Origin of the sequence: Thiomonas sp. FB-Cd, assembly GCF_000733775.1 — a bacterium.
In the GTDB taxonomy this organism is placed as follows: Bacteria; Pseudomonadota; Gammaproteobacteria; order Burkholderiales; family Burkholderiaceae_C; genus Thiomonas_A.
In genome coordinates this window covers 2,720,028-2,738,491 of record NZ_JPOE01000002.1, presented here as the reverse complement: position 1 = coordinate 2,738,491, position 18,464 = coordinate 2,720,028, and the positions used below count along the sequence as shown (strand labels likewise).

20 protein-coding genes are annotated in these 18,464 nt (G+C 61.9%); 5 read left to right on the top strand and 15 right to left on the bottom strand.

Translation table 11 applies throughout. The features are described 5' to 3' along the window. The first annotated feature begins 96 nt into the window (after positions 1-96). Together CD04_RS24715 and CD04_RS23810 are read left to right on the top strand one after the other, a co-directional pair. Positions 97-783: a transposase gene (locus CD04_RS24715; protein WP_231480583.1), complete on the top strand. Its 687-nt coding sequence runs from the start codon at positions 97-99 to the stop codon at positions 781-783. A 42-nt stretch (positions 784-825) separates the two neighbouring features. Further along, positions 826-969 carry a hypothetical protein gene (locus tag CD04_RS23810; protein WP_156030265.1) on the top strand — a complete coding sequence of 48 codons (144 nt, stop codon included), beginning with the start codon at positions 826-828 and terminating at the stop codon, positions 967-969. 125 nt (positions 970-1,094) lie between these two features. Here the strand turns inward: CD04_RS23810 and CD04_RS0113320 are convergent, their stop codons facing one another. Then, positions 1,095-1,304 carry a hypothetical protein gene (locus tag CD04_RS0113320; RefSeq protein ID WP_031407510.1) on the bottom strand — a complete coding sequence of 70 codons (210 nt, stop codon included), beginning with the start codon at positions 1,302-1,304 and terminating at the stop codon, positions 1,095-1,097. Between the two features lie 336 nt (positions 1,305-1,640). On the opposite strand from CD04_RS0113320, the gene CD04_RS0113310 reads away from it, so the two are divergent. Next, positions 1,641-1,979, top strand: coding sequence for a type II toxin-antitoxin system RelE/ParE family toxin (locus CD04_RS0113310; protein ID WP_031407508.1), 339 nt, complete (start codon positions 1,641-1,643; stop codon positions 1,977-1,979). Next, a complete protein-coding gene (locus tag CD04_RS0113305; RefSeq protein ID WP_031407506.1) occupies positions 1,976-2,257 on the top strand; it encodes a helix-turn-helix domain-containing protein in 282 nt (93 codons plus the stop codon). The genes CD04_RS0113310 and CD04_RS0113305 overlap by 4 nt, the downstream gene beginning before the upstream one ends. Positions 2,258-2,642: 385 nt before the next feature. Here the strand turns inward: CD04_RS0113305 and CD04_RS23805 are convergent, their stop codons facing one another. The 6 genes from CD04_RS23805 to CD04_RS25055 form a co-directional block, all read right to left on the bottom strand. After that, positions 2,643-2,801 carry a hypothetical protein gene (locus CD04_RS23805; RefSeq protein ID WP_156030268.1) on the bottom strand — a complete coding sequence of 53 codons (159 nt, stop codon included), beginning with the start codon at positions 2,799-2,801 and terminating at the stop codon, positions 2,643-2,645. Positions 2,802-2,871: 70 nt separating this feature from the next. Next, positions 2,872-3,126, bottom strand: coding sequence for an HDIG domain-containing metalloprotein (locus CD04_RS0113290; RefSeq protein ID WP_031407505.1), 255 nt, complete (start codon positions 3,124-3,126; stop codon positions 2,872-2,874). A gap of 94 nt (positions 3,127-3,220) precedes the next feature. Further along, a complete protein-coding gene (gene panD, locus CD04_RS0113285; protein WP_031407502.1) occupies positions 3,221-3,568 on the bottom strand; it encodes an aspartate 1-decarboxylase in 348 nt (115 codons plus the stop codon). Positions 3,569-3,981: 413 nt separating this feature from the next. Beyond that, positions 3,982-4,782, bottom strand: a complete 801-nt coding sequence (locus CD04_RS0113280) for a thiazole synthase (protein WP_031407500.1) — start codon at positions 4,780-4,782, stop codon at positions 3,982-3,984. A 42-nt stretch (positions 4,783-4,824) separates the two neighbouring features. Next, positions 4,825-6,081 carry a D-amino acid dehydrogenase gene (locus CD04_RS0113275; protein ID WP_031407498.1) on the bottom strand — a complete coding sequence of 419 codons (1,257 nt, stop codon included), beginning with the start codon at positions 6,079-6,081 and terminating at the stop codon, positions 4,825-4,827. Positions 6,082-6,429: 348 nt separating this feature from the next. Then, positions 6,430-6,552, bottom strand: coding sequence for a hypothetical protein (locus CD04_RS25055; RefSeq protein ID WP_255333621.1), 123 nt, complete (start codon positions 6,550-6,552; stop codon positions 6,430-6,432). A 44-nt stretch (positions 6,553-6,596) separates the two neighbouring features. Between CD04_RS25055 and CD04_RS0113265 the strand changes: the two genes are divergently transcribed. Next, a complete protein-coding gene (locus CD04_RS0113265; protein WP_031407496.1) occupies positions 6,597-6,797 on the top strand; it encodes a hypothetical protein in 201 nt (66 codons plus the stop codon). Between the two features lie 124 nt (positions 6,798-6,921). On the opposite strand, the gene CD04_RS0113260 is transcribed toward CD04_RS0113265, so the two are convergent. The 8 genes from CD04_RS0113260 to CD04_RS0113210 all read right to left on the bottom strand — a co-directional run bounded on the left by CD04_RS0113260 (position 6,922) and on the right by CD04_RS0113210 (position 18,387). After that, entirely contained in the window at positions 6,922-7,359 is a 438-nt protein-coding gene (locus CD04_RS0113260) for a DUF3291 domain-containing protein (RefSeq protein WP_031407494.1), read from the bottom strand. Positions 7,360-7,390: 31 nt separating this feature from the next. Beyond that, entirely contained in the window at positions 7,391-8,947 is a 1,557-nt protein-coding gene (locus CD04_RS0113255) for an NAD-dependent succinate-semialdehyde dehydrogenase (RefSeq protein ID WP_197033103.1), read from the bottom strand. 576 nt (positions 8,948-9,523) lie between these two features. Then, entirely contained in the window at positions 9,524-10,555 is a 1,032-nt protein-coding gene (locus CD04_RS0113250; protein ID WP_081857940.1) for a GGDEF domain-containing protein, read from the bottom strand. A 356-nt stretch (positions 10,556-10,911) separates the two neighbouring features. Then, on the bottom strand, positions 10,912-14,721 hold the full coding sequence (locus CD04_RS21925) for an EAL domain-containing protein (RefSeq protein WP_051849172.1): 3,810 nt from the start codon (positions 14,719-14,721) through the stop codon (positions 10,912-10,914). A 13-nt stretch (positions 14,722-14,734) separates the two neighbouring features. Beyond that, on the bottom strand, positions 14,735-15,139 hold the full coding sequence (locus tag CD04_RS0113230) for a hypothetical protein (RefSeq protein WP_051849171.1): 405 nt from the start codon (positions 15,137-15,139) through the stop codon (positions 14,735-14,737). A gap of 21 nt (positions 15,140-15,160) precedes the next feature. After that, the gene (locus tag CD04_RS0113225; RefSeq protein ID WP_031407484.1) at positions 15,161-16,126 is read right to left on the bottom strand and encodes an FHA domain-containing protein; all 966 of its coding nucleotides are present in this window, start codon (positions 16,124-16,126) and stop codon (positions 15,161-15,163) included. A gap of 10 nt (positions 16,127-16,136) precedes the next feature. Then, a complete protein-coding gene (locus CD04_RS0113220) occupies positions 16,137-16,751 on the bottom strand; it encodes a hypothetical protein (protein ID WP_197033102.1) in 615 nt (204 codons plus the stop codon). A 472-nt stretch (positions 16,752-17,223) separates the two neighbouring features. Next, positions 17,224-18,387: a cysteine desulfurase family protein gene (locus CD04_RS0113210; protein ID WP_031407478.1), complete on the bottom strand. Its 1,164-nt coding sequence runs from the start codon at positions 18,385-18,387 to the stop codon at positions 17,224-17,226. Positions 18,388-18,464: the final 77 nt, after the last annotated feature.

The window sequence follows — 18,464 nt, the reverse complement described above, 5'->3', positions numbered from 1 at the left end:
AAGCCCCATATCAAGCCTGCCCCCGTCAAGACGGAGCGGCAACAAGCCTGCATGGCCTTGCACGGCACGCGCCGCTAGCTCATGAAGATGCGCATCATGCAAACCAATGCGCTGCACGGCATCTTGGCCGAGTTCTGCATCGCTCTGCCGGTGGGCCACAACCAACTGCTCGCAACGATCCAGGGCGAGCTGGCCAAGGCACAGGACGATGATCTGCTACCCGCCGATCTGGTGCTCAGCGTACAGGAGCAACTCAGGCGCATTGAAGCCTTGCAAGATGACATCGATCACCTTGGTCAGCGGCTGCGCGCCATGATCCGGGAAGATCGGCAGATGCAGGCGATCCAGCAAATTCCCGGCGTTGTGGAGTTGACAGTCTCAGCGCTGGTGGCGGCCGTCGGAGATTTCTCGACCTTCATATCTGGTCGCCAGTTTGCGTCTTGGGTTGGGCTGACGCCGCGGCAGGTCGGTACCGGGGGAAAGACGCAGCAGTTGGGCATCTCCAGGCGTGGCGATACCTATTTGCGTACCCTGCTGATTGCGAGGGCCAGAGCTGTGATCGCCAGGGCACCGACGTCAGGTTGGATCACTCGGCTGCTAGGGGACAAAAGTTGCGTCTGCGTTTCGACAGCGAAGGAGAGTCTACAGCCGGCTCGTACAGCGGAAATCGCCAGGAAATGGTGGAGACTGGCGAAGATGAACTTCACGAACCTCACTGAGGCATGGCTGACGAAGGCGAATCAGTACCAGCGCATTGCTTTCCCGGCGAGAGCCCAGACGTAGAGATTAAGATCGGGTGCCCCTTTCAGAACCTTGTGGTGCCCCATGAACCTCGGTCGATGGATCTATGAGATTTCACTCGCGACAGAAGTGCTCATCGCCATGGTGGGTGTGATCGGCGTCGCCGTCTACGCTCGGTTCGCTCGCAACGGTCCCCGCTTGATATCGGAGATCAAAGGCGAGGAATAAGCCCCTCTGGGTCTTGCGACGGCGTTCGTCGGCCTGTGCATGCAGCGGCGATGCCCAAACCCCGCGTCTTGAAACCCGGCGCTACCCGTTGCCTCGTGGGTAGCGCCAGGTTTTCTTGAGCGATCTCAGCGCAGCACAAACCTCCGTTTGCCTGAGACTTGGCAGACCGCGTGAATCTTGCGGTGCGCCACCAACTGCTGCACCACATGGCCTGGAATGGGCACGCTGTCGTGGCCCAAGGCGATGCGGTACGTGGACGGTGCGGCGGTCACTTCAATGATGACCGCGCCCGCCTGAAGAGGCTGCAGCGCGGCAGCGTACAAATCGGGATGCATGAGACTTCCTTTCGTCGAGTTTGCGAGGACGTGCGCGGGCCTGGCATCGGCCCAGCACGTCATGACGAAAGGAAAGCGCGATCAATGCATGGGGCGATCCTAGCAGCGGGCTAGTTACGCCCGCGCCCGAACAGGCGCTGGAAGGCATGCCAATCGTGCAAGGCCGTGGCCCAGATCTCACGCCAGATCGTTTGGCGTGCATCACGACCCACCAGCGCCAGGATCACAGCCTATGCTCAGACGGTACACACACGTGGAGGCAGAACGGCTGGCGGCGAAGTTAGGGTAGTGCGCGGTGGTCTGGCGTAAAAATACAAATTTTTGTATACTATTGATATGTCCGATCTGAAGCCCGTCGAGTTCAGGGGAAGTGCGCTTGATGATCTGCGCGCCTTTCCGCAGGATGCGCGGCGTGAAGCGGGGCATCAACTCGACCGTGTGCAAAACGGACTGGAACCGGATGACTGGAAGCCGATGCACCCCGTCGGCCCTAGCGTCCAGGAAATCCGCATCAGGGATGCGAGCGGCGCGTTCCGGGTCTTCTATGTTGCGAAATTCGCCGCTGCCGTCTATGTCCTGCACTGTTTTCAGAAAAAGACCGGGAAGACCAGCAAGGCCGACGTGGAACTGGCCGCTAAGCGATACCGCGATGTGTTGAAGGAGTTGGAACCATGAGCAAGCAACGATTCACCAGCGTCTGGGACGCCATCGAGGACACGCCCGAAGAAGCCGAGAACATGAAGCTGCGTTCCGCCTTAATGACCGCCCTGCGCGAACACATCACCCGCAGCGGCATGAGTCAAGCGCAAGCTGCGCAGATGCTCGGCGTGACGCAGCCGCGCGTGTCCGATATGGTCCGTGGCAAGATCAATCTGTTCGGTTTGGATGCCTTGGTCAACATGGCGACCAAGGCTGGACTGCACGTCGAAATGCGCGTGATGGAGTCCGCCTGAGGTTGTTCCTGTGAGCTGCGGATGCGTAGCCCAGCGCCTGCAGCTTGCGTTGCAAACCGTAACCCGCGGGCCCGGCCTCGTACACGAATTCCACGTCCTCGGGTTTGCCCAGCGCTTGCAGCCTCTTGATCAACCGGTTCACGTCGTGCGCGACCTCACCCACCAGCCGCGCCGGCCCCTGCCGGGCGCGGCCTGCGCGATCGCAATCGACGCCTTATGCACGTCCAGTCCCACGTACACCTTGGTATCCTCGTTCATGGTCGGCCTCCACACAACAGTTGCTGATGACAGGCTCACAGCACGTAGCTCGGCACGTTTGCGTGCAACCTACGAATCCCTAGGAGGTCGATCCCCGCCTAGCAGTGCCTCCTGGCGACCATGATGTCTAGTTACGCCCGCGCCCGAACAGTCGTAGTAAGGCATGCCAATCGTGCAAGGCCGTGGCCCAGATCTCACGCCAGATCGTTTGGCGTGCATCACGACCCGCCATCGCCAGGATCACAGCCATCACCAACAGGAAAACGACGATTAACGTCCAATGCATAGGCCCTCCGATTGCCGGAAAGAGGAAAAAAGGGAAGGAAGCGAAGAAGGGGCCAGCCTGGACTCATGGCTCAAGCCATTTCAGCAGCGGCCTGCGTGACGGCTGCCCGAAACGGCTGCCGTCCCAGATGACGGTGATAGTGCCCCCAGCTCCCATCAGGCTTGAGCCGGTATTCCACCGCTTTGCCACAATCATGTAGCAACGCCGACAACACCGCGAGGTCGCGGTGCACATACAGGCGCTCAGCACACAGCGCGCGTACCTGCTCGGCGACTTCCACCGTGTTCCGCAAATTGCCGCTCGTGTCGTTGTGGTGACCATGCATGGAGGATGGCCCGGTACAGAAGCCCCCGCAGCCGACCTATGTCTGCGGGCATCTTCAAGCAGATTACTGGCATGGGGTCGCTGGACTCCGTTGCCTACTCCTTCATGGAGGCAATGCGGTTATTGGGGTCGAGCAGCGCAATACGAGGACGAAACGCACGTGCTGTGGCATCGTCCATCGGCGCATAAGTGCAAATGATGAGCAAATCGCCGATTGCCGCATGTCGGGCGGCGGAGCCGTTGAGGGTAATGCGACCGCTCCCGTGGGGCTCGACGATTGCATAGGTACTCAAGCGTGCGCCATTGGTCACGTTGTAAATATCGATCTTCTCGCCGGGAAGAATGTCGCAAGCATTCAGCAACGCCTGATCGATGCCGCACGACCCCTCGTAATGCAGATCGGCCCCAGTGAGCGTGGCACGATGCAACTTTGCGCGGAGCATGATGCGATTCGCACTGAGGTTCATCGGATTATTGGGCATCAGTTGAGTCCGGGGTGTGACACGGCGTCGTGTCACTCTTCGAACGCATTATGCTGCCGCTGACGTTGCCTTGACCATGCTGCTGAGCGAAGTCGAGACCAGGCGGCCGCCGTGAATAACCAGCCAGATGAATGGGCTATGGCAATCGAGGCTGGTCACGGATGGAGCGGAACACGCTGCTCTGTCTGCTCCATCCCGCGTCGGCGTCAACATCTCCGGTGGCAAATCGAGGCAGCAAAAGGGGCTCGTCACCGCTGCTCAACGCCACGTGGTTGAGCGCGATGAGGCGCGAACTGTGGAGGGGGCCGATCGGTCCGACCTAGATGGGGTGGCCGCCCGTCCTACCCTACGCCGTGACGCGTACCCACGTCGCATCACGCTCCCACTGGCGTGCTGGGTATCGCGCGCTCGCTCTTTCCGATCACGCCGGCCCGCCAGGCGCTGCGACCGGCTTGCACCGCGGCGGCAAACGCACCAGCCATCTCCACCGGGTCGCGCGCCCGCGACACGGCTGAACACAGCAGGACGGCATCGAAACCGAGCTCCATGGCCTGCGCGGCATGCGACGGCGCACCAATGCCGGCATCGACGATTAGGGTCGCCTGCGGCATGCTCTTGCGCAGCGCCTGCAGGGCGAACGGGTTCAACAGTCCTTGGCCGGAGCCGATCGGCGCCCCCCACGGCATGAGCACGGCGCAACCAGCGTCGAGCAGGCGCTTGCAGCTCACCACGTCGTCGGTGCAATAGGGCCAGACCACAAATCCGTCGCGCACGAGCACACGCGCAGCCTCGACGAGCTCCACCGGGTCGGGTTGCAGCGAGTCGCGATCGCCAATGACCTCAAGCTTGACCCAGTTGGTTTGGAAGATTTCGCGCGCCATCATGGCGGTCTCGATCGCGCTGCGCGCGTCGTAGCACCCCGCGGTGTTCGGCAGCAGCCGCCCGCCGCTTTCGCGCAGCGTGTCGAGCAGGGTCGGCACAAAACTTTGGTCCTCGCCGCCGCTGGCGATCCGCTTGAGGCCGACGGTGACGATCTCGGCCTCACTGGCCACGATGGCGTCGCGCATGCTCTGCGCCGAGGGGTAGCTGGCGCTGCCGAGCAGCAGTCGGCTTTGCAGCGCGACGCCATCGACCGACCATCCGCCGTCGCGCGCTGATTCCTGTTTATTGATCATCTTGAGCGCTCCTATCGATGCATGACCCGCTGCTGGCGGGCGCTAAGTTCCCGAGAAGGCGAAGGCCACGTCGGGCCGGCGGCCACCAACGATGCTTGCCAAGCCGGCCGCGGAGCCGCAAGCCAGCGTCCAGCCGAGGCTGCCATGGCCGGTGTTGAGATAGAGATTGCGCAGTCGGCTGCGACCGACGATGGGCACGTTGCCCGGCGTCATCGGTCGCAATCCGGCCCAGTAACGGGCGCGGGAGACATCCGCTGCGCCTGGAAACATCGTGTTGACCTGCGCCACAATCGCCGCGCAACGCTGGCTGTCCAACTCGCGCGTCCAGCCGCCGACCTCGGCCGTCCCCGCAACCCGCAGTCGGTCACCCAGGCGCGAGAAGACGAGCTTGTGCTGCTCATCGGTCAGCGAGACCTGCCAGGCAGCGCCGGCGTCGGCAACCGGCAGCGTGACCGAATAGCCTTTCACCGGGTAGAGTGGGAGGTGGATGCCCAGAGTCTTGGCCAGGGGCGCGCTCCAGCATCCGCTGGTCAGCACATAGGCGTCGGCCGTCATGCGCTCAAAGCCTCCGTCGGGGTTCGTGAGCTCGACATGATCCACGCTGTCCGCGGATCGGCGTAGCGCTGTGATGGTGTGGCCGAATCGGAAGCGCACGCCGTCGCGCTCGCAGCTCGCCGCCAGTTGGCGCGCGAAGGCGTTGGCATCGCCCGATTCGTCATCCGCGGTATAGGTGGCACCCACCAGACGTGCGCGCATCGATGCAAGCGCCGGTTCGATGCGCACCGCCTCGGCAACATCAACCACCCGTCTCTCGCAGCCGAGCTCGCGCATCTGACGCGTGCAGTGGGCTGCCCCGTCGAGTGCTCGCGCATCGGTGTAGAGATGCAAGATGCCCCGGCACTGTTTGTCGTAGTGCAGGTCGCGACGCTTGCGCAGCGCGCGCAGGACCTCGCGGCTATACAGCCCCAGCTGAACGAGCTCACGCATGTTGCGCGCAGTGCGCCAAGGCAGGCATTCCTGGAGAAAGCGAAGGCACCAGGCCCATTGCCGCGGGTCGGCGCGCAGGCGCAGACGCAGCGGTGCATCTTCGTGCCCCAACCAGGCAAGCAACTGCCGTGGCACGCCGGGATTCGCCCAAGGCTCGGCGCCGCTGACCGAGATCTGACCTCCATTGGCATAGCTGGTACGTGCCGCGACCTGGGCCTGACGTTCGATGACGGTCACATCGTGCCCCTGCTCGCGTAGAAAGTACGCGGATGCGACGCCAACAACCCCGGCGCCGAGCACGATGATCTTCATGGATGTCCCTCGATGCGGCAGACTCCGCACCAAGGCGGCGGCAGCGGTGATTAGAAACCGCTGCCGCCGCCGGAAAGTTGACCTGGCTCAAATAAATCGATATCGAAGGCGCCCCGGGCGCCTGGCAGCCGGCGGACTCACGCAATTTAATCGGAGACTGATCATGCCAACCCATCGACGATGACAACGATCACTCATGCGGCGTCTTCCGCGATTTCTGCTCTTGCCAGGCCCGAAGTGCCCGAGCCGGCCTCGCGGCATCGACGTTGGCTTGAGCAAAAAAATCTCGCGTGCCGATCCCGCAGTGATCGCCCAGGCATCATGCAGAGCGCTTCTCCGCCCGGCCAATCAAACTACCGGCTTGGTCATGGCTTCGATCGACAGCGTGTTCATTTTGGCCTCGGCGTCAACAGCTGGCGCGATGAAAACATTGAGCAGCCAGTCTCGAGCAGGCCCGAACGTGTTAGACATGTGAAATCTATATATATTTCACACAAATCCTCAAGGAAGTCATCATGGCTGTCACCACGTTCAATGTCGATCCGAAACTTGATCAGACGCTCGAAGCGCTGAAGACCCACTACCACGCGAGTTCGAAAGCGGAGATCCTGCGCAAAGCCGTCGCATTGCTCAACGTCGCTAGTCGCAGTGAGCAGGAAGACGGTTCGGTCATCATTCGTCAGGATGGTCAAGACGTGAAAATCATCTTGCGGTGAATCCGTTCGCGCCGTGGAGCCCTACGATCAAACGCAACGAGGAAGATGTCGGTGCCGTTAAAGGGGATCACGGCGAATCAAGGCTGTCCGTAGTCCATTGCGTCAGCGTGCGATCACGCACACGTCAAGGGCTAAAAATCCGTTTAAACGTGAATGCCTCACGCGTTGGGCCATTCTTCAGAAGCAGATCCAATTTGCATTTGGCCTCTTGAACAGTGGGACGATGATTCTTGGCGACCCACCATAGCAGGGTATGGGGTTGGGCCAAACCCGTAAACCACTCTTTCCGACGTCGAATCATCTCGGCATGATCGCCTCTGTAGACAAAACGACTTAGGGCGCCCGGATCCCGCCATACGGATAAATGAAACAATACGGTGTTCGTCGACTGCAGCAGGGCACTGGCATCGCCAGCCTGCGGTTGATACGCCCACACGAAGCCTGGCGCGGCTGCGGCGAGAGCGTTGATCCGTTCTCGATTCGCAACAAAATCGATCATCACAGGCGAGTCCAGCGGCGCCTTGGTCACGGCAAGATTGAGTTGGGCTAACTGGTACGGCATCGAGCTTGGTCAGCAGTGGATCATTCACGATTCAGGCAAGGGCGGCGGTCGAGGCAGGGCTGCTTGGTACCCCGGGGTTGGCACTGCCTGATCCGCCCGAACTGGGATCGAGGCAGATGGTTTTCCATTGGAGATATTCGGTGATTCCGTGGCGAGAGCCTTCCCTTCCTAAGCCAGACTGTTTAATGCCGCCAAAGGGTGCGGCTTCCGATGACAGCCGTCCCGTATTGATTCCGACCATGCCGAATTCGAGGGCTTCGGCCATGCGAGTGATCCGCCCAATGTCGCGGCTATAGAGATAGGCGGCAAGGCCATATTCTGTTGCATTCGCGGCCAACAGAACCTCTGCCTCATTCTGGAAGCGGAATACTGGGGCAATGGGTCCGAACGTTTCTTCACGGGCGCAAAGCATGTCTGCGGTTGCATCCGCGAGCACAGTCGGCTGAAAGAAACGATGCGCATGAGGACCAATCGTCAGGCGCCCGCCACCGATCAGCAGGCGAGCGCCTTTGTTCAGCGCATCCTCGACGTGGCGCTCAGCTTTTTGCAGAGCATGTTCATGCATGAGAGGACCAAACGAAACCCCGCGTTCAAGGCCATTGCCGACCTTCAACTGCCGTGTCGCCTTGACAAGAGCCACCAAGAATCGGTCATAGATCCGATCATGCACGTACAGGCGGTTTGCCGCGACACAGGTCTGCCCGGCATTGCGAAATTTGTTGCTCATCGCACCTTGGATGGCGGCATCGAAGTCGGCGTCATCAAAGACGATGAAGGGCGCATGGCCTCCGAGTTCAAGAGCAAGCCTTTTGCGGCCAGGGGCGACCTGCCTCATCAGGGCACGGCCGACCTTGGTCGACCCCGTGAAAGAGATATGTTGGACAGCGGCATGGGAGCAAAGCATGTTCCCGATGGCAACGGACTCTGCTGCATCGGCGGTCAGCACATTGAAGACCCCTGGAGGAATGCCAGCTCGGTGCGCCAGCTCTCGGAGTGCCAGTGCTGTCAATGGCGTCTGCTCGGCGGGTTTGACGATCACCGGGCAGCCGGCCGCGAGCGCCGGAGCCACCTTGCGCGTGATCATCGAGAGTGGAAAATTCCATGGCGTAATCGCGGCGCATACACCGACGGGCTGCCGCACGGTGATGAACCGCATTGCCGAGCTGTCGCCGGTTCGGGTCTCCCCACCCGTGCGTTTGGCCTCCTCGGCGAACCATTCGAGATAAGCAGCGCCGGCGATCACCTCGCCATGGGCCTCGCCGAGTGGCTTTCCTTGTTCACTGGTGATGATGCGCGCCAAATCGTCGGCGTGAATCAGGACCAAGTCATGCCATCGCCGCAGCAGCGCGGCGCGCTGCTGGGCTGAAGAGCGGCGCCAAGCAAGCCAGGCGGTGCTTGCATTATTCACAACCATGCTTGCCTCGCAAGCGCCCGGAGACGGCACGCGACCAATGATGTCACCGTTTGCGGGGTTCGTGACCCACCGATATTGGGGCGGGTTAGCCCATGGCCACACATCATCAGCACGCGCCTGCAGAAGCGTTTGATCGTGCAATGCATGGAGCAGGAGGCCACTTGCCAATTGCATCAAGATCTCACGCCTTGGCGAAGGTCCGTTTGAGGAGGCGCTGATCGTGAATGACGGCGGCTCAAAATTGAAGAGATGTGGTGTCTTGAACGGGTTGCATCATCATCTTCTGGACAACGATGGGGAACGCGGTTTTTGAAGGAAGGGATGTCGACCCGGTCAGACAGATCGCCTGCCGATTCAGGGGAGCTTGTGGGTCTTCGGTGGGCTTGGCGAAGTGAACGATAGTTGGAAGCGGCATTGTTGGCCGCGGACACGCCGCGGCCACTTCATTCAATTGGCGGCATTGGTGATATTGTCCGATCCAGTCCCCGAGCAAGGTTGACTCGCATCAAACAAAGTCTGGTTTTATGGTGGGCAGCAACATCAACGATCGGGCCACGGGCCGTGCGGTCATGCGCTGAACGTGACATTGCGCCATCGACGGCAAGAGACCCCGCGTCGATCGTGCAAAAGACGAATCAGCCATGCCTTGGCGATCGCCATGCTGTACTGTGGGGCCTGCCGGTAAATGGGCTGGGTGGGCGTCAGGGTACCAACCGCCTGCGCCCCAGAAGGGGGTCGGGAATGGGGACCTCAATGCTCGAGCCCTTGCGCTGCAGCCATCAGCGCATCGACTTCGCGGTCATAGAAGGACCAGAAACACTCGCGGTGGGACTTGCTGGTGCGGGCGTTGTGCATGGCCTGCTGGGCATGACGCAACAACTCCGGCGCGTCGACGTTGTCATCGGGGAACACCGTGATGCCGATGCTCAGCGGACATTGCCACAACACCGTATCCGACAGCGTGTAGGGCAGGTTCAAGTCCATCTGCAGGCGCTCGAGCAAGGGAGCGACGGCCTCGATGCGGTAAATGTCTTCGAGTATCACGGCAAAGCGGTCGCCTTCGAGCCGCACCACAAGATCGGTTTTGTGCAGTGCATTGCGCAGCCGGTCGGCAAGTTGCTGCAGCACCGCATCGCCCACCGCGTTGCCCTGCGCCGCGGTCAGGGCGCTGAAGTCATCGAATTCCAGCAATCCCACCAAGACCTTGCTGCCATGCCGACGCGCGCGAGCCAAGGCGCTGGGCAGCATTTCCCGGAGTGCATCGCCGTTGAGCGAGCCGGTCAGGGCGTCGCGCAAGGGGCTGCGTTCAAGCTGGCGTCGCACGCGTTCGGCCGCCTGTCGATAGCCTTCCATCTGCCAAGCCTCGTCCCGGCGCAAGCGCTTGTACAAGGCGCCCATGAGCGGGCGGCGTTGAGCCAGCGAAAGATCGGCGGCAAACGTCTCGAACTCCGCGGCAAACAGCGACGACGTGGTCATGATCCACATGGGCGGCAGACCCCAGCGGTAGTACAACGCCCCGATCTCGACCATGCGGTGCTGCAGTTGCGGCGTGTACTCCGAGGCCAGCAGTTCGCGGTAATGATCGGCCTGCATGGTCGCCAGCTCGAGGCGCTGATCCTTGCTGAGCCCAGCCACTGCACCCTCGTCGTCGGCCTGCGCTTGGATTTGCTCGGCAATTGTCTTCGCAAATGCTTCCAGCCGGCTGAGCAGCTGCGGCGCGCACGCCGCCAAGGCCTGCCCTTCATCTGCAGTGAGTTGCAGGAACTCCATCAGAATTTGCATCGCTTACCTCGACAGTGAGAGTTTCGCTGAGTGGTGGGCATGCTGCCGAGGGTCCGGAATTCTGCCGGAAACGTCGGGCGCTGGCGCTGCAAGACATCAATCGAATGACTCGACTCAGAATGACTCGACTCATTCTGGCCGAAATGCGAGGTCGCCGTCATCCATGCCATCCATGAAAAAAGCAAATGTGCGAATTCGGCCACACCCGGTGAATCTGGCGCGATTCGAGCGTTCGGCTTGTGAACCTGCGCGCCACGTCAAGCGCCTTGCGCTCTGAACGCGCTTGTGCGGACATCGCGCTCCGCGACAGTGGGTCGCTTGGGTGGCAAGCTCATTCCTTCTCGAAAACGTTCGCTTCACGGCGTTCGATTCTCCTTCACGCGTGCCACAAGCCATTGCAAAAGCTTGTGCGAGGCATTGGCAACGTCCGTACCGGCGTGAATTTGGGCATTCCAGGCTGCAGCTTCGGTGTCTTGCCATCCCTGTTCCTTGAATAGAAGTGTGGCCTGTGCGTGATCAAGCGGCAGGGTCTGCGCCAAGCGGCGGGAGTGCATGACCGCCCAGTGGTGCGCCAACGCCCCAAGAAGCGTGTGAATCGTGCCTGGCACCGCCGGCATCCGGAACTGGCCGATCCAATCCGGAATGGCGTCCGCGGGCATGGGGCGCGCCAGCGCATAACCTTGGCCCGTGGTCGCGCCCAGAACCATGGCCGCTTCGACCATGCCAACGTCTTCCAACCCTTCGACCACCACCGTTCGATTCAGATCCCGGCCCATCTCGATGAGTGTGGAGATCAGACCAACGGTCTCCAGGGGCGCGAGGCGCCACTCGCCGAGCAGATCCTTGTCGATCTTGATCACATCGAAAGGCAGGGCCGACAGACGCTTGAGGCTGGAGTAACCGGAGCCGAGATCGTCCATCGCCAGTTTGACACCGAGACGCACGAGTCGGCTGATGGCATCGACCTGGGTCTGCTGATCGATCGACTGGGTCTCCAATAACTCCAGCGTGAGCCGGTCGGGGGCGATGTCGTGTTGGCGCAAGGCGTCTTCAATCCATTGCGGGCAATGAACGTCCAGCAGGCTCGACGGCGGAAGATTGATCGCGACGTCGATGTGCAGTCCCTGGGTATCCCAGCGATTGAGTGTTTCCAGGGACTGCTTCAGCGCGAGATTAAACAGCCGGTCGAGCCCCGCGTGCGACAACAGAGGCAGAAATACACGGGGCGGCACCATGGGTCCATCGTCCAGTTTGAGCCGCGCCAGGGACTCAACCTTTTGCACGCTGCCTGTGGCCAAGTCCACCACGGGTTGCATGAACATTGCCAGGCCCCCTGCAAAGAGCCGCTGCCGATAAATTTGCGCCTCGACGAGGGGCAGCGCCTGGGAATCCGCAGGGCCATGGCATCGGCGCCAGATCTCCTCCCAGCGGCGCCGTAGAGCGCGCACAAATTGCCGCATCCAGAAGGATTCAAACTGATTTGGGTAAGCGCCGAACATTCGAAGTGCGGCGATCGGATGCCCGCCCTCGCCCAGGATCGAGAGGGCGACGGCGCTGCGAACGCCCAAAGGCTGCATCGGAGCGTGCCAGACGGCAAACCGGGAATCCTGTCCATAGGCAGCGGAGCTCAAGACGGACCGGCTTCTCCAGGCGCTGCTGACCAGTGCTTGCCCTGATGGGGCACTCGGATCCAGACAGGGTCGATCGTGCGATTGTCGGACGATGGCTTGAATCGCGTCGGAATGCAGGCCCGCCGTACCCGTGAGCTGAAAGATGCCCTGCCCGTCCGGAATTTCGATCGCGGCGTTCAGGATGCCCGGCAACGCGGCGAGCGCATCGAGCTCCACCCGTATGACCTCTGCCCACAGCGCTCCTCTTCGCGGCAAATCGGCCGCAAGCGCCGAGTGGTACTGCTCGACAGTTTTATCCAGGCTCTGCAACTGCGTTTGCATGTCATCGTGCACGCGTTGTTCTGCAGCCTGCAGGAGTTGATAACGCGTGCGTGCCGTGATGGTCGTTGCGCTCAGCTTTGCCTGCAGCAGTTCACGATGCAGCGACAGCGACTGCACCAATGTTGCACTATCGACGCCCACCAGCGCATGCACCTGCCCCGCGCGTCGTGCACGGGCAATAATGGCCTCGTGGGTCGTGCGAGGGGCGAGCAGGAATTGCAGATGTTCAGCCTGGCTCGCCTTCAGGGCCTGCATTTCCTGCGGGCTCAGGTTGGCCAGAACGGCGGCCGGCGCCGGAGCGCGTGCCAAGCGCCCATAAAACTCCTCGGCGAACCGGGTCGAAATCGTTTGAAGAACGCTCTGCATCCTGTCCAACAAAGCCGTGGCGTCGTCTCCATAGGGCTCGAACGGCCGCTCCCGCACGGACCGTTCGTCCCCATCGCTACTCAGCTGCCACCAATGCGTGCGGTCGCGCTTGTGGGCCTTGCTCTGGTACATCGCCATGTCGGCTTGACGGATCAGGCTGTCGGCATCCTGCGCATCACGCGGGAAGAGCGCGACGCCCATGGTCATGCCGATGGTGGCGCTTTGTCCTGGCGCGATGTCGAACGGATCTTCGACGGCCTGATGCAAGCGCATCAGGGCCTGGGTGAGTTGCTGGGTCACCTGCGGCTCATCCAGATCCTCGATGATCACGATGAATTCGTCCCCGCCAAGACGCGCTAACAGGTCGGTCTGGCGCAGACGGACCTGCAATCGGCGCGCCAGTTCCTTCAACAGTGCGTCGCCGGATTCATGGCCCCAGATGTCGTTGACCGGTTTGAAGTCGTCCAGATCGATCAGGCCGACCGCCACCAGGGTGCCGTGTCGCCTTGCTCGCGCCAGCGCCAGGGGTAGGCGCTGTTCCAGGGCGAAGCGGTTGGGCAAGCCCGTGAGCGCGTCATGCGTGGCCAGCCGCTCCAGACGATCTTGTAAGACGTGCCGGTCCGTGACGTCCAAAAACGCCCAGACCGTTGTCGGCAGATCGGGGGTATGGCCGTCTTCAACGATTTTTCCAGCAAGGTCGCAGACGATGGTGCCGCCGTCGAGGCGGCGAATCTGCACGCCCGGGATAAACACACTGCCTTGCGAAAGCAGCGCCGGATACGCTGAACGGACCCGATCGTCATCCTCCAACGAGGCATAGACCATCGCGACCGGCCGCCCTTGCAATCCCATCGGATCGGCATAGCCCAGCATCGTTGCAAAGCAGCGATTGGTCTGCACGAAGTGGCGGTCGGTGGCCAGGACAATCCCGACCATGGCGTTGTCCAGCAACGTGTCTCGCAGGGCGGACTGGTGGCGTTGCTCACGCATCATTTGCGCGATTTTCCCTGCCGCAAGGGCCAACAGTAGCATTGTGCCCAGTTCAAAGGCCAGGCGCCCTTGGGCCTTCTGCCAATACACCTTTAGTGGCAGGGCAGTGGGCCAGCTTGCGATCACCGCGAAGGGATAGCCTGGAATATCGGCCCGAACACCATCTCCTGTGCTCGGAGCGTCGGCAAATCTCACACGCCCTTGCTGCCATATACCAAGCAAACCAGCATTGCGAAGATCACGCACGGCAAACGTCCACGGACGGCTTGCCTGCGCTTGTGCAAGCAAGCCGTCCAGCCTGTAGGGAGACCCGACAAGGTACCCCGGCCTGGCGGCGTTGCCGGGCACGTGAAATCGCATGAGAAGGACGTGCGCGCCCACACGCGACGATGCGCGCCCGGGCCCCAGCAACAAGTCAGGGTTGGGCGCAAATGGAGTGAACGCGTTGCCCGATGCAATGGGCCTGTTGCTTTGCGCGCGGGTTGACCAGAGAATCCGGTCGCCATTGGATGAGAGGATGTCGAAAGCAAAAGAAGCCTTGTGCTGTGCCAAAAATCGGCGCAGTGGCAACACCGCAGCAGGATTCGGTCTGCTTAAATCGGGGGAAGACTCACGCAAGGACGCCGCCGCGAATTGCAAGACCACGAATTGGGTATCGAGTCGCGTGGCAATGCCCTGGGCATAGCTGGACGCTGCCCTCTGGGCATCCTGCGCCGTTTGGGTCTGGGCTTCACGAACATGCTCGACTTCAGCCCAGGCGCCCCAGGCGGCCACGAGCATGAGCGGCAGAAAGAGAAGTACAACGTGCCAGTCTGGTCGGCGCTTGCCACCCAGTTTGCCGATCCTTGATTTCACCATGACGGGGCGTTATTCATCGTGTCCGGTGCACGCGCAACCAACTGATAAACACGCGTTGCCCCTGATCCTCGGCGCGTGAGCCGGATTGGCACCGCTCGACATCACACTGCAGCAGGCGGCCGACACCCGTGGCGAGTCTTCGGTCCAGGGTCACCGGCTCACCCGGTTGCAGTGCAAAGTCAGTCTTGATCACGAGACAGCCAGGGCCGCAGTCTCCCACCACAGTGACGGGAATTCCCGAAGAATCAGCCCCCGACTTGACGTGCAAGCCCAAGTGCAGCCGCGCAGGCCCGGCCTTGAAGGTGCCACGGCTGTCCAGACGCAGGCCTTCAATCTTCTGCAACAAATCCTGCAAGCGAGGGTCGTCCCAATCGACGTCCACCAAGCTGCTCGTCGGGTCCTTGAAAGGGTGGGTCATGGCGACAGGGGGAATGGATGGTCATGCGACCGGACGGGTCAGCGCGAAAGACTCGCTGGACCCACGTTGGACGATCGTCAGCTCGTGCCCCGCCGGTGGCGGCGTGACACTGAACAGAAGGTCGGGTGATCGAGAGCCTTGCGGTCCTTCTCCCAGATGCAACGATCCACACCCGTCGAGCAACCCCACGCTGTGGACGATGCGCGTTATCGAACCCGTCCGATCGGTTTGCAACCAGGTTCCGTTGCGGCTGGTGTCGAAGATCGTGTAATACCCATGACGCCAGGCAATGACCACGTGTTGATGAGAGATGACAGCGGATTGGAGAACCACGTCGGCGCGCCGGTCCCTGCCGATGCGGATGGGGCGCCCCGGTGCGAGTGTCAAGTTCACTCGCCCATCAGGACTGCGCAGCTTGAGCCACAGGGGGGCGGCAACGCGCGGTGTTCCTGGTGCCTGGGCGTTCGCGACCATCCACGCCCGACGCACGCCTTCCGGTTCAGACGCGGTGGCAGGTTGCAGTTGGCTGACGAACGTCTCGGGCAGTCGGGCAACGACAGCCTCGTCGAGCAGAGTCTGTCCATCGTTGGCACCGGTCGCCAAAGAGACCGCCCGAAGCAGGGCTTGCCCCTCATAGGACGGAGGGCGACAAAGAACCGCCCCACAACTCAGCCCGATATCCAGATCGAGCCGCAAATGCTCATTGAGATTTTGACACCATTGATCCAGGTGTGCGCGCATGGCCTTTGCGGCGCGCATGGCCTGCTCGGCTTGCTCGAATAAGACGAGCAGGGATGTGGAATCAAGGTGGACGACCAACCCCGATGCCGAGGCCGCGCTGTGCGCAAGGCGGTTGACGGTGCGATCCATGAAGGCGATCGCCTTTGTCTCCCCCATGAGCACGAACAGCGCATGCGTGGCCGGGATCTGCGCACTCAGCGCCACCAGCTCAGGTGCCGGGCGCAGGCCGCGCCATTTTTCGAACATGGGTCAGCTCCTACCGTGACGTCGCGGCAAGGAAACTGGAAGTCAGATCGGAGGGTGCGAGCGTGCTGATCCAGCACGCCGTTGCGACGTCATCGGGACGGCGCCCCGGGTGCGCGCACTCCAGGACATACAGCCCGTCGGGCATGTCGGATACTCCGGGGATCGATTCGATCCAGTAGGACGTCCCGGTGCACAGTGCCTCGGCTGTGGCCACCCTGATGCGGCTTTGCTCGTCTTGGCCAACTTGCATGACCACGCGATCCTGCTCAGGGCGCTTGGCATCAATGAGCACCAGGGTCCGGGGTCGAAACCAACCGCGAGGATCCTGCATCATTGCATCAACCTCGCCAAGCCAGCCGTTGGTTGGCGGACTTGGCGAGAGTGACGGGGAGCGATTCTTGGCGTCAATCCTTGGTTTGATCGGGTTCATCAGGGGAGTGATCTTCATGTGTGACACGAAGCCTAGGCCCGTGGGCTGCGCGAAATCCATGATCTCGCGCAAACAAGCCAGGTGCGGCAGACGAAAATTGGGCAAAGTGTGAAATTGTTCACGCGCGGAGGCGCCGTCCGGCCAGCCCATTGACTCGGATGTCAGCAGGTCAGTCGTGTCGACCTTTGGCGCCAACGAAAAATTGATCGGCCTGTTGCCAACGATCGGCACGAGGGGGCCGCATCGGCAACGACGTCAACCTCACGGGCTGGGCTCCACCCCCGTTCTTGCGCGCGGTCAGTCCAACGACACTGGCCTCGTCTCCACCTGCACAGCCCGAATCCTGCGGTCTTCGATGACCACCGAGCCGCATCCCTGGGTTTCCAATCCGGGGCCGGCGGCGGGTACGTCCGTCGAGAAGGCCGCGACGCACCCTTGGTGATGGCGTGCGTGACCTCGGGCATCGGCCCAGGCGGTCATGCGATGAACCTGACAATCTGCCATGGCTCGATCTGCCCTTGCCATTTCCAAGGCGGTTCGCAGGTCGGCGCCTATGGTGTTGTTGGCACCGGCCTCGTCCGATGTGCCTCGGCATTGACTATCGGTCGTGTCGTGAAGGTTTAAACGCTAGGATTTCCGCGACGCGCTTCTGCTCTGGAGATTGCCGTCAGTGACGCGTGTTCAGCAATGATCCGAGGACCCGCTGCACCGCGAGCAGTGCCGCGTCAATCTCTTCGGACGTGGTGTGGCGTCCGAGCGAAAACCGCACCGCACAACGTGCGTGCTGGGGGCTCTCGCCTTGAGCCAGCAGCACATGGGATGGCAAGTCCCTGCCACTGCAGCAAGCCGAGCCCGATGCGGCGATCACCCCTGTGCGCTCCAACGCGCGCAGCACGTGCTCGGCCTTGAGTTCTCCAAAACGCACCAAGCTCGTATTGGGCAGGCGCTGTGCGGCGCAGCCATAGATCGTCAGTGGTGCATTCAGTTGCGCCGAGCACCGTTTCAGCCCCGATTCGAAACGCTCGCGCAGTGCGGTCATGCGATCGACGTCGGCGGCCAAGTCGAGCGCCGCACCCTCGGCAGCAGCGGCGAATCCCGCGATTCCCGGCAGGTTTTCGGTGCCGCCTCGGCGCCCGCGCTCCTGGTTTCCTGCCAGCAGCCCCGGCCAGTCCAGCCCCTTGCGCACCACGAGCGCTCCCACCCCCTTCGGACCGTTGAACTTGTGCGCCGACACCGACCACAGATCCGCTGCGCTATCGGCAAAGCGCTGCACGCTCTTGCCCACGACTTGCGTGGCGTCGACGTGCAGCAGCGCACCTTGCGTGTGGGCGATCTCGGCCAACTCCGCCACAGGCATGAGCACCCCCGTTTCATTGTTGGCGCCCATCACACTGACCAGCACTACGTCCGTGTCGATCAACGCATGCGCGGCCTGCAGATCGAGGCGGCCTTCACCGTCCACCGGGATCACGTCGACCGGACATCCGCTGTCGCGCACACGTGCGGCCAACGCCATCATGGATGGATGTTCAACGGCGGACAGCACCAGCCTGCGGCGCCCGCAATGGGCCCCGCGGCGGCGCGCATTGCAGGCACCGAGCACGGCCATGTGATTGGCCTCCGTGGCGCCGCTGGTGAACACCAGTTCAGTGGGGCCGCAACCCAGAAAACGTGCAATCCGAGTCCGCGCGTCCGCCAGCACGCGCCGTGCCGCCTGGCCTGGGCCGTGAGCAGACGAGGGATTGGCCCAGACGCGTTCGAGCACGTCACGCATCTCCTGGAGAGCTTCGGCTGCCACGGGGGTGGTTGCGTTGTGGTCAAGATAGATCATGGGCATCATGCGTTTGGCACCTGGCCGATCCCCGGGCGCTTGGGCAACTCTGGCAGGTACAGGTCCGGGACGCGCAA

Coding starts and splice junctions, on each gene's coding strand:
- CD04_RS0113250 (WP_081857940.1), bottom strand. CDS start 10,555: ATGCAAATTCTGATGGAGTTCCTGCAACTCACTGCAGATGAAGGGCAG.
- CD04_RS0113230 (WP_051849171.1), bottom strand. CDS start 15,139: ATGACCCACCCTTTCAAGGACCCGACGAGCAGCTTGGTGGACGTCGAT.
- CD04_RS0113305 (WP_031407506.1), top strand. CDS start 1,976: ATGAGCAAGCAACGATTCACCAGCGTCTGGGACGCCATCGAGGACACG.
- CD04_RS0113280 (WP_031407500.1), bottom strand. CDS start 4,782: ATGATCAATAAACAGGAATCAGCGCGCGACGGCGGATGGTCGGTCGAT.
- CD04_RS0113260 (WP_031407494.1), bottom strand. CDS start 7,359: ATGCCGTACCAGTTAGCCCAACTCAATCTTGCCGTGACCAAGGCGCCG.
- CD04_RS0113310 (WP_031407508.1), top strand. CDS start 1,641: ATGTCCGATCTGAAGCCCGTCGAGTTCAGGGGAAGTGCGCTTGATGAT.
- CD04_RS23810 (WP_156030265.1), top strand. CDS start 826: ATGAACCTCGGTCGATGGATCTATGAGATTTCACTCGCGACAGAAGTG.
- CD04_RS25055 (WP_255333621.1), bottom strand. CDS start 6,552: ATGTCTAACACGTTCGGGCCTGCTCGAGACTGGCTGCTCAATGTTTTC.
- CD04_RS23805 (WP_156030268.1), bottom strand. CDS start 2,801: ATGCATTGGACGTTAATCGTCGTTTTCCTGTTGGTGATGGCTGTGATC.
- CD04_RS0113210 (WP_031407478.1), bottom strand. CDS start 18,387: ATGATCTATCTTGACCACAACGCAACCACCCCCGTGGCAGCCGAAGCT.
- panD (WP_031407502.1), bottom strand. CDS start 3,568: ATGCTCCGCGCAAAGTTGCATCGTGCCACGCTCACTGGGGCCGATCTG.
- CD04_RS0113225 (WP_031407484.1), bottom strand. CDS start 16,126: ATGTTCGAAAAATGGCGCGGCCTGCGCCCGGCACCTGAGCTGGTGGCG.
- CD04_RS0113265 (WP_031407496.1), top strand. CDS start 6,597: ATGGCTGTCACCACGTTCAATGTCGATCCGAAACTTGATCAGACGCTC.
- CD04_RS0113320 (WP_031407510.1), bottom strand. CDS start 1,304: ATGCATCCCGATTTGTACGCTGCCGCGCTGCAGCCTCTTCAGGCGGGC.
- CD04_RS0113290 (WP_031407505.1), bottom strand. CDS start 3,126: ATGCATGGTCACCACAACGACACGAGCGGCAATTTGCGGAACACGGTG.
- CD04_RS21925 (WP_051849172.1), bottom strand. CDS start 14,721: ATGGTGAAATCAAGGATCGGCAAACTGGGTGGCAAGCGCCGACCAGAC.
- CD04_RS24715 (WP_231480583.1), top strand. CDS start 97: ATGCAAACCAATGCGCTGCACGGCATCTTGGCCGAGTTCTGCATCGCT.
- CD04_RS0113255 (WP_197033103.1), bottom strand. CDS start 8,947: ATGCAATTGGCAAGTGGCCTCCTGCTCCATGCATTGCACGATCAAACG.
- CD04_RS0113275 (WP_031407498.1), bottom strand. CDS start 6,081: ATGAAGATCATCGTGCTCGGCGCCGGGGTTGTTGGCGTCGCATCCGCG.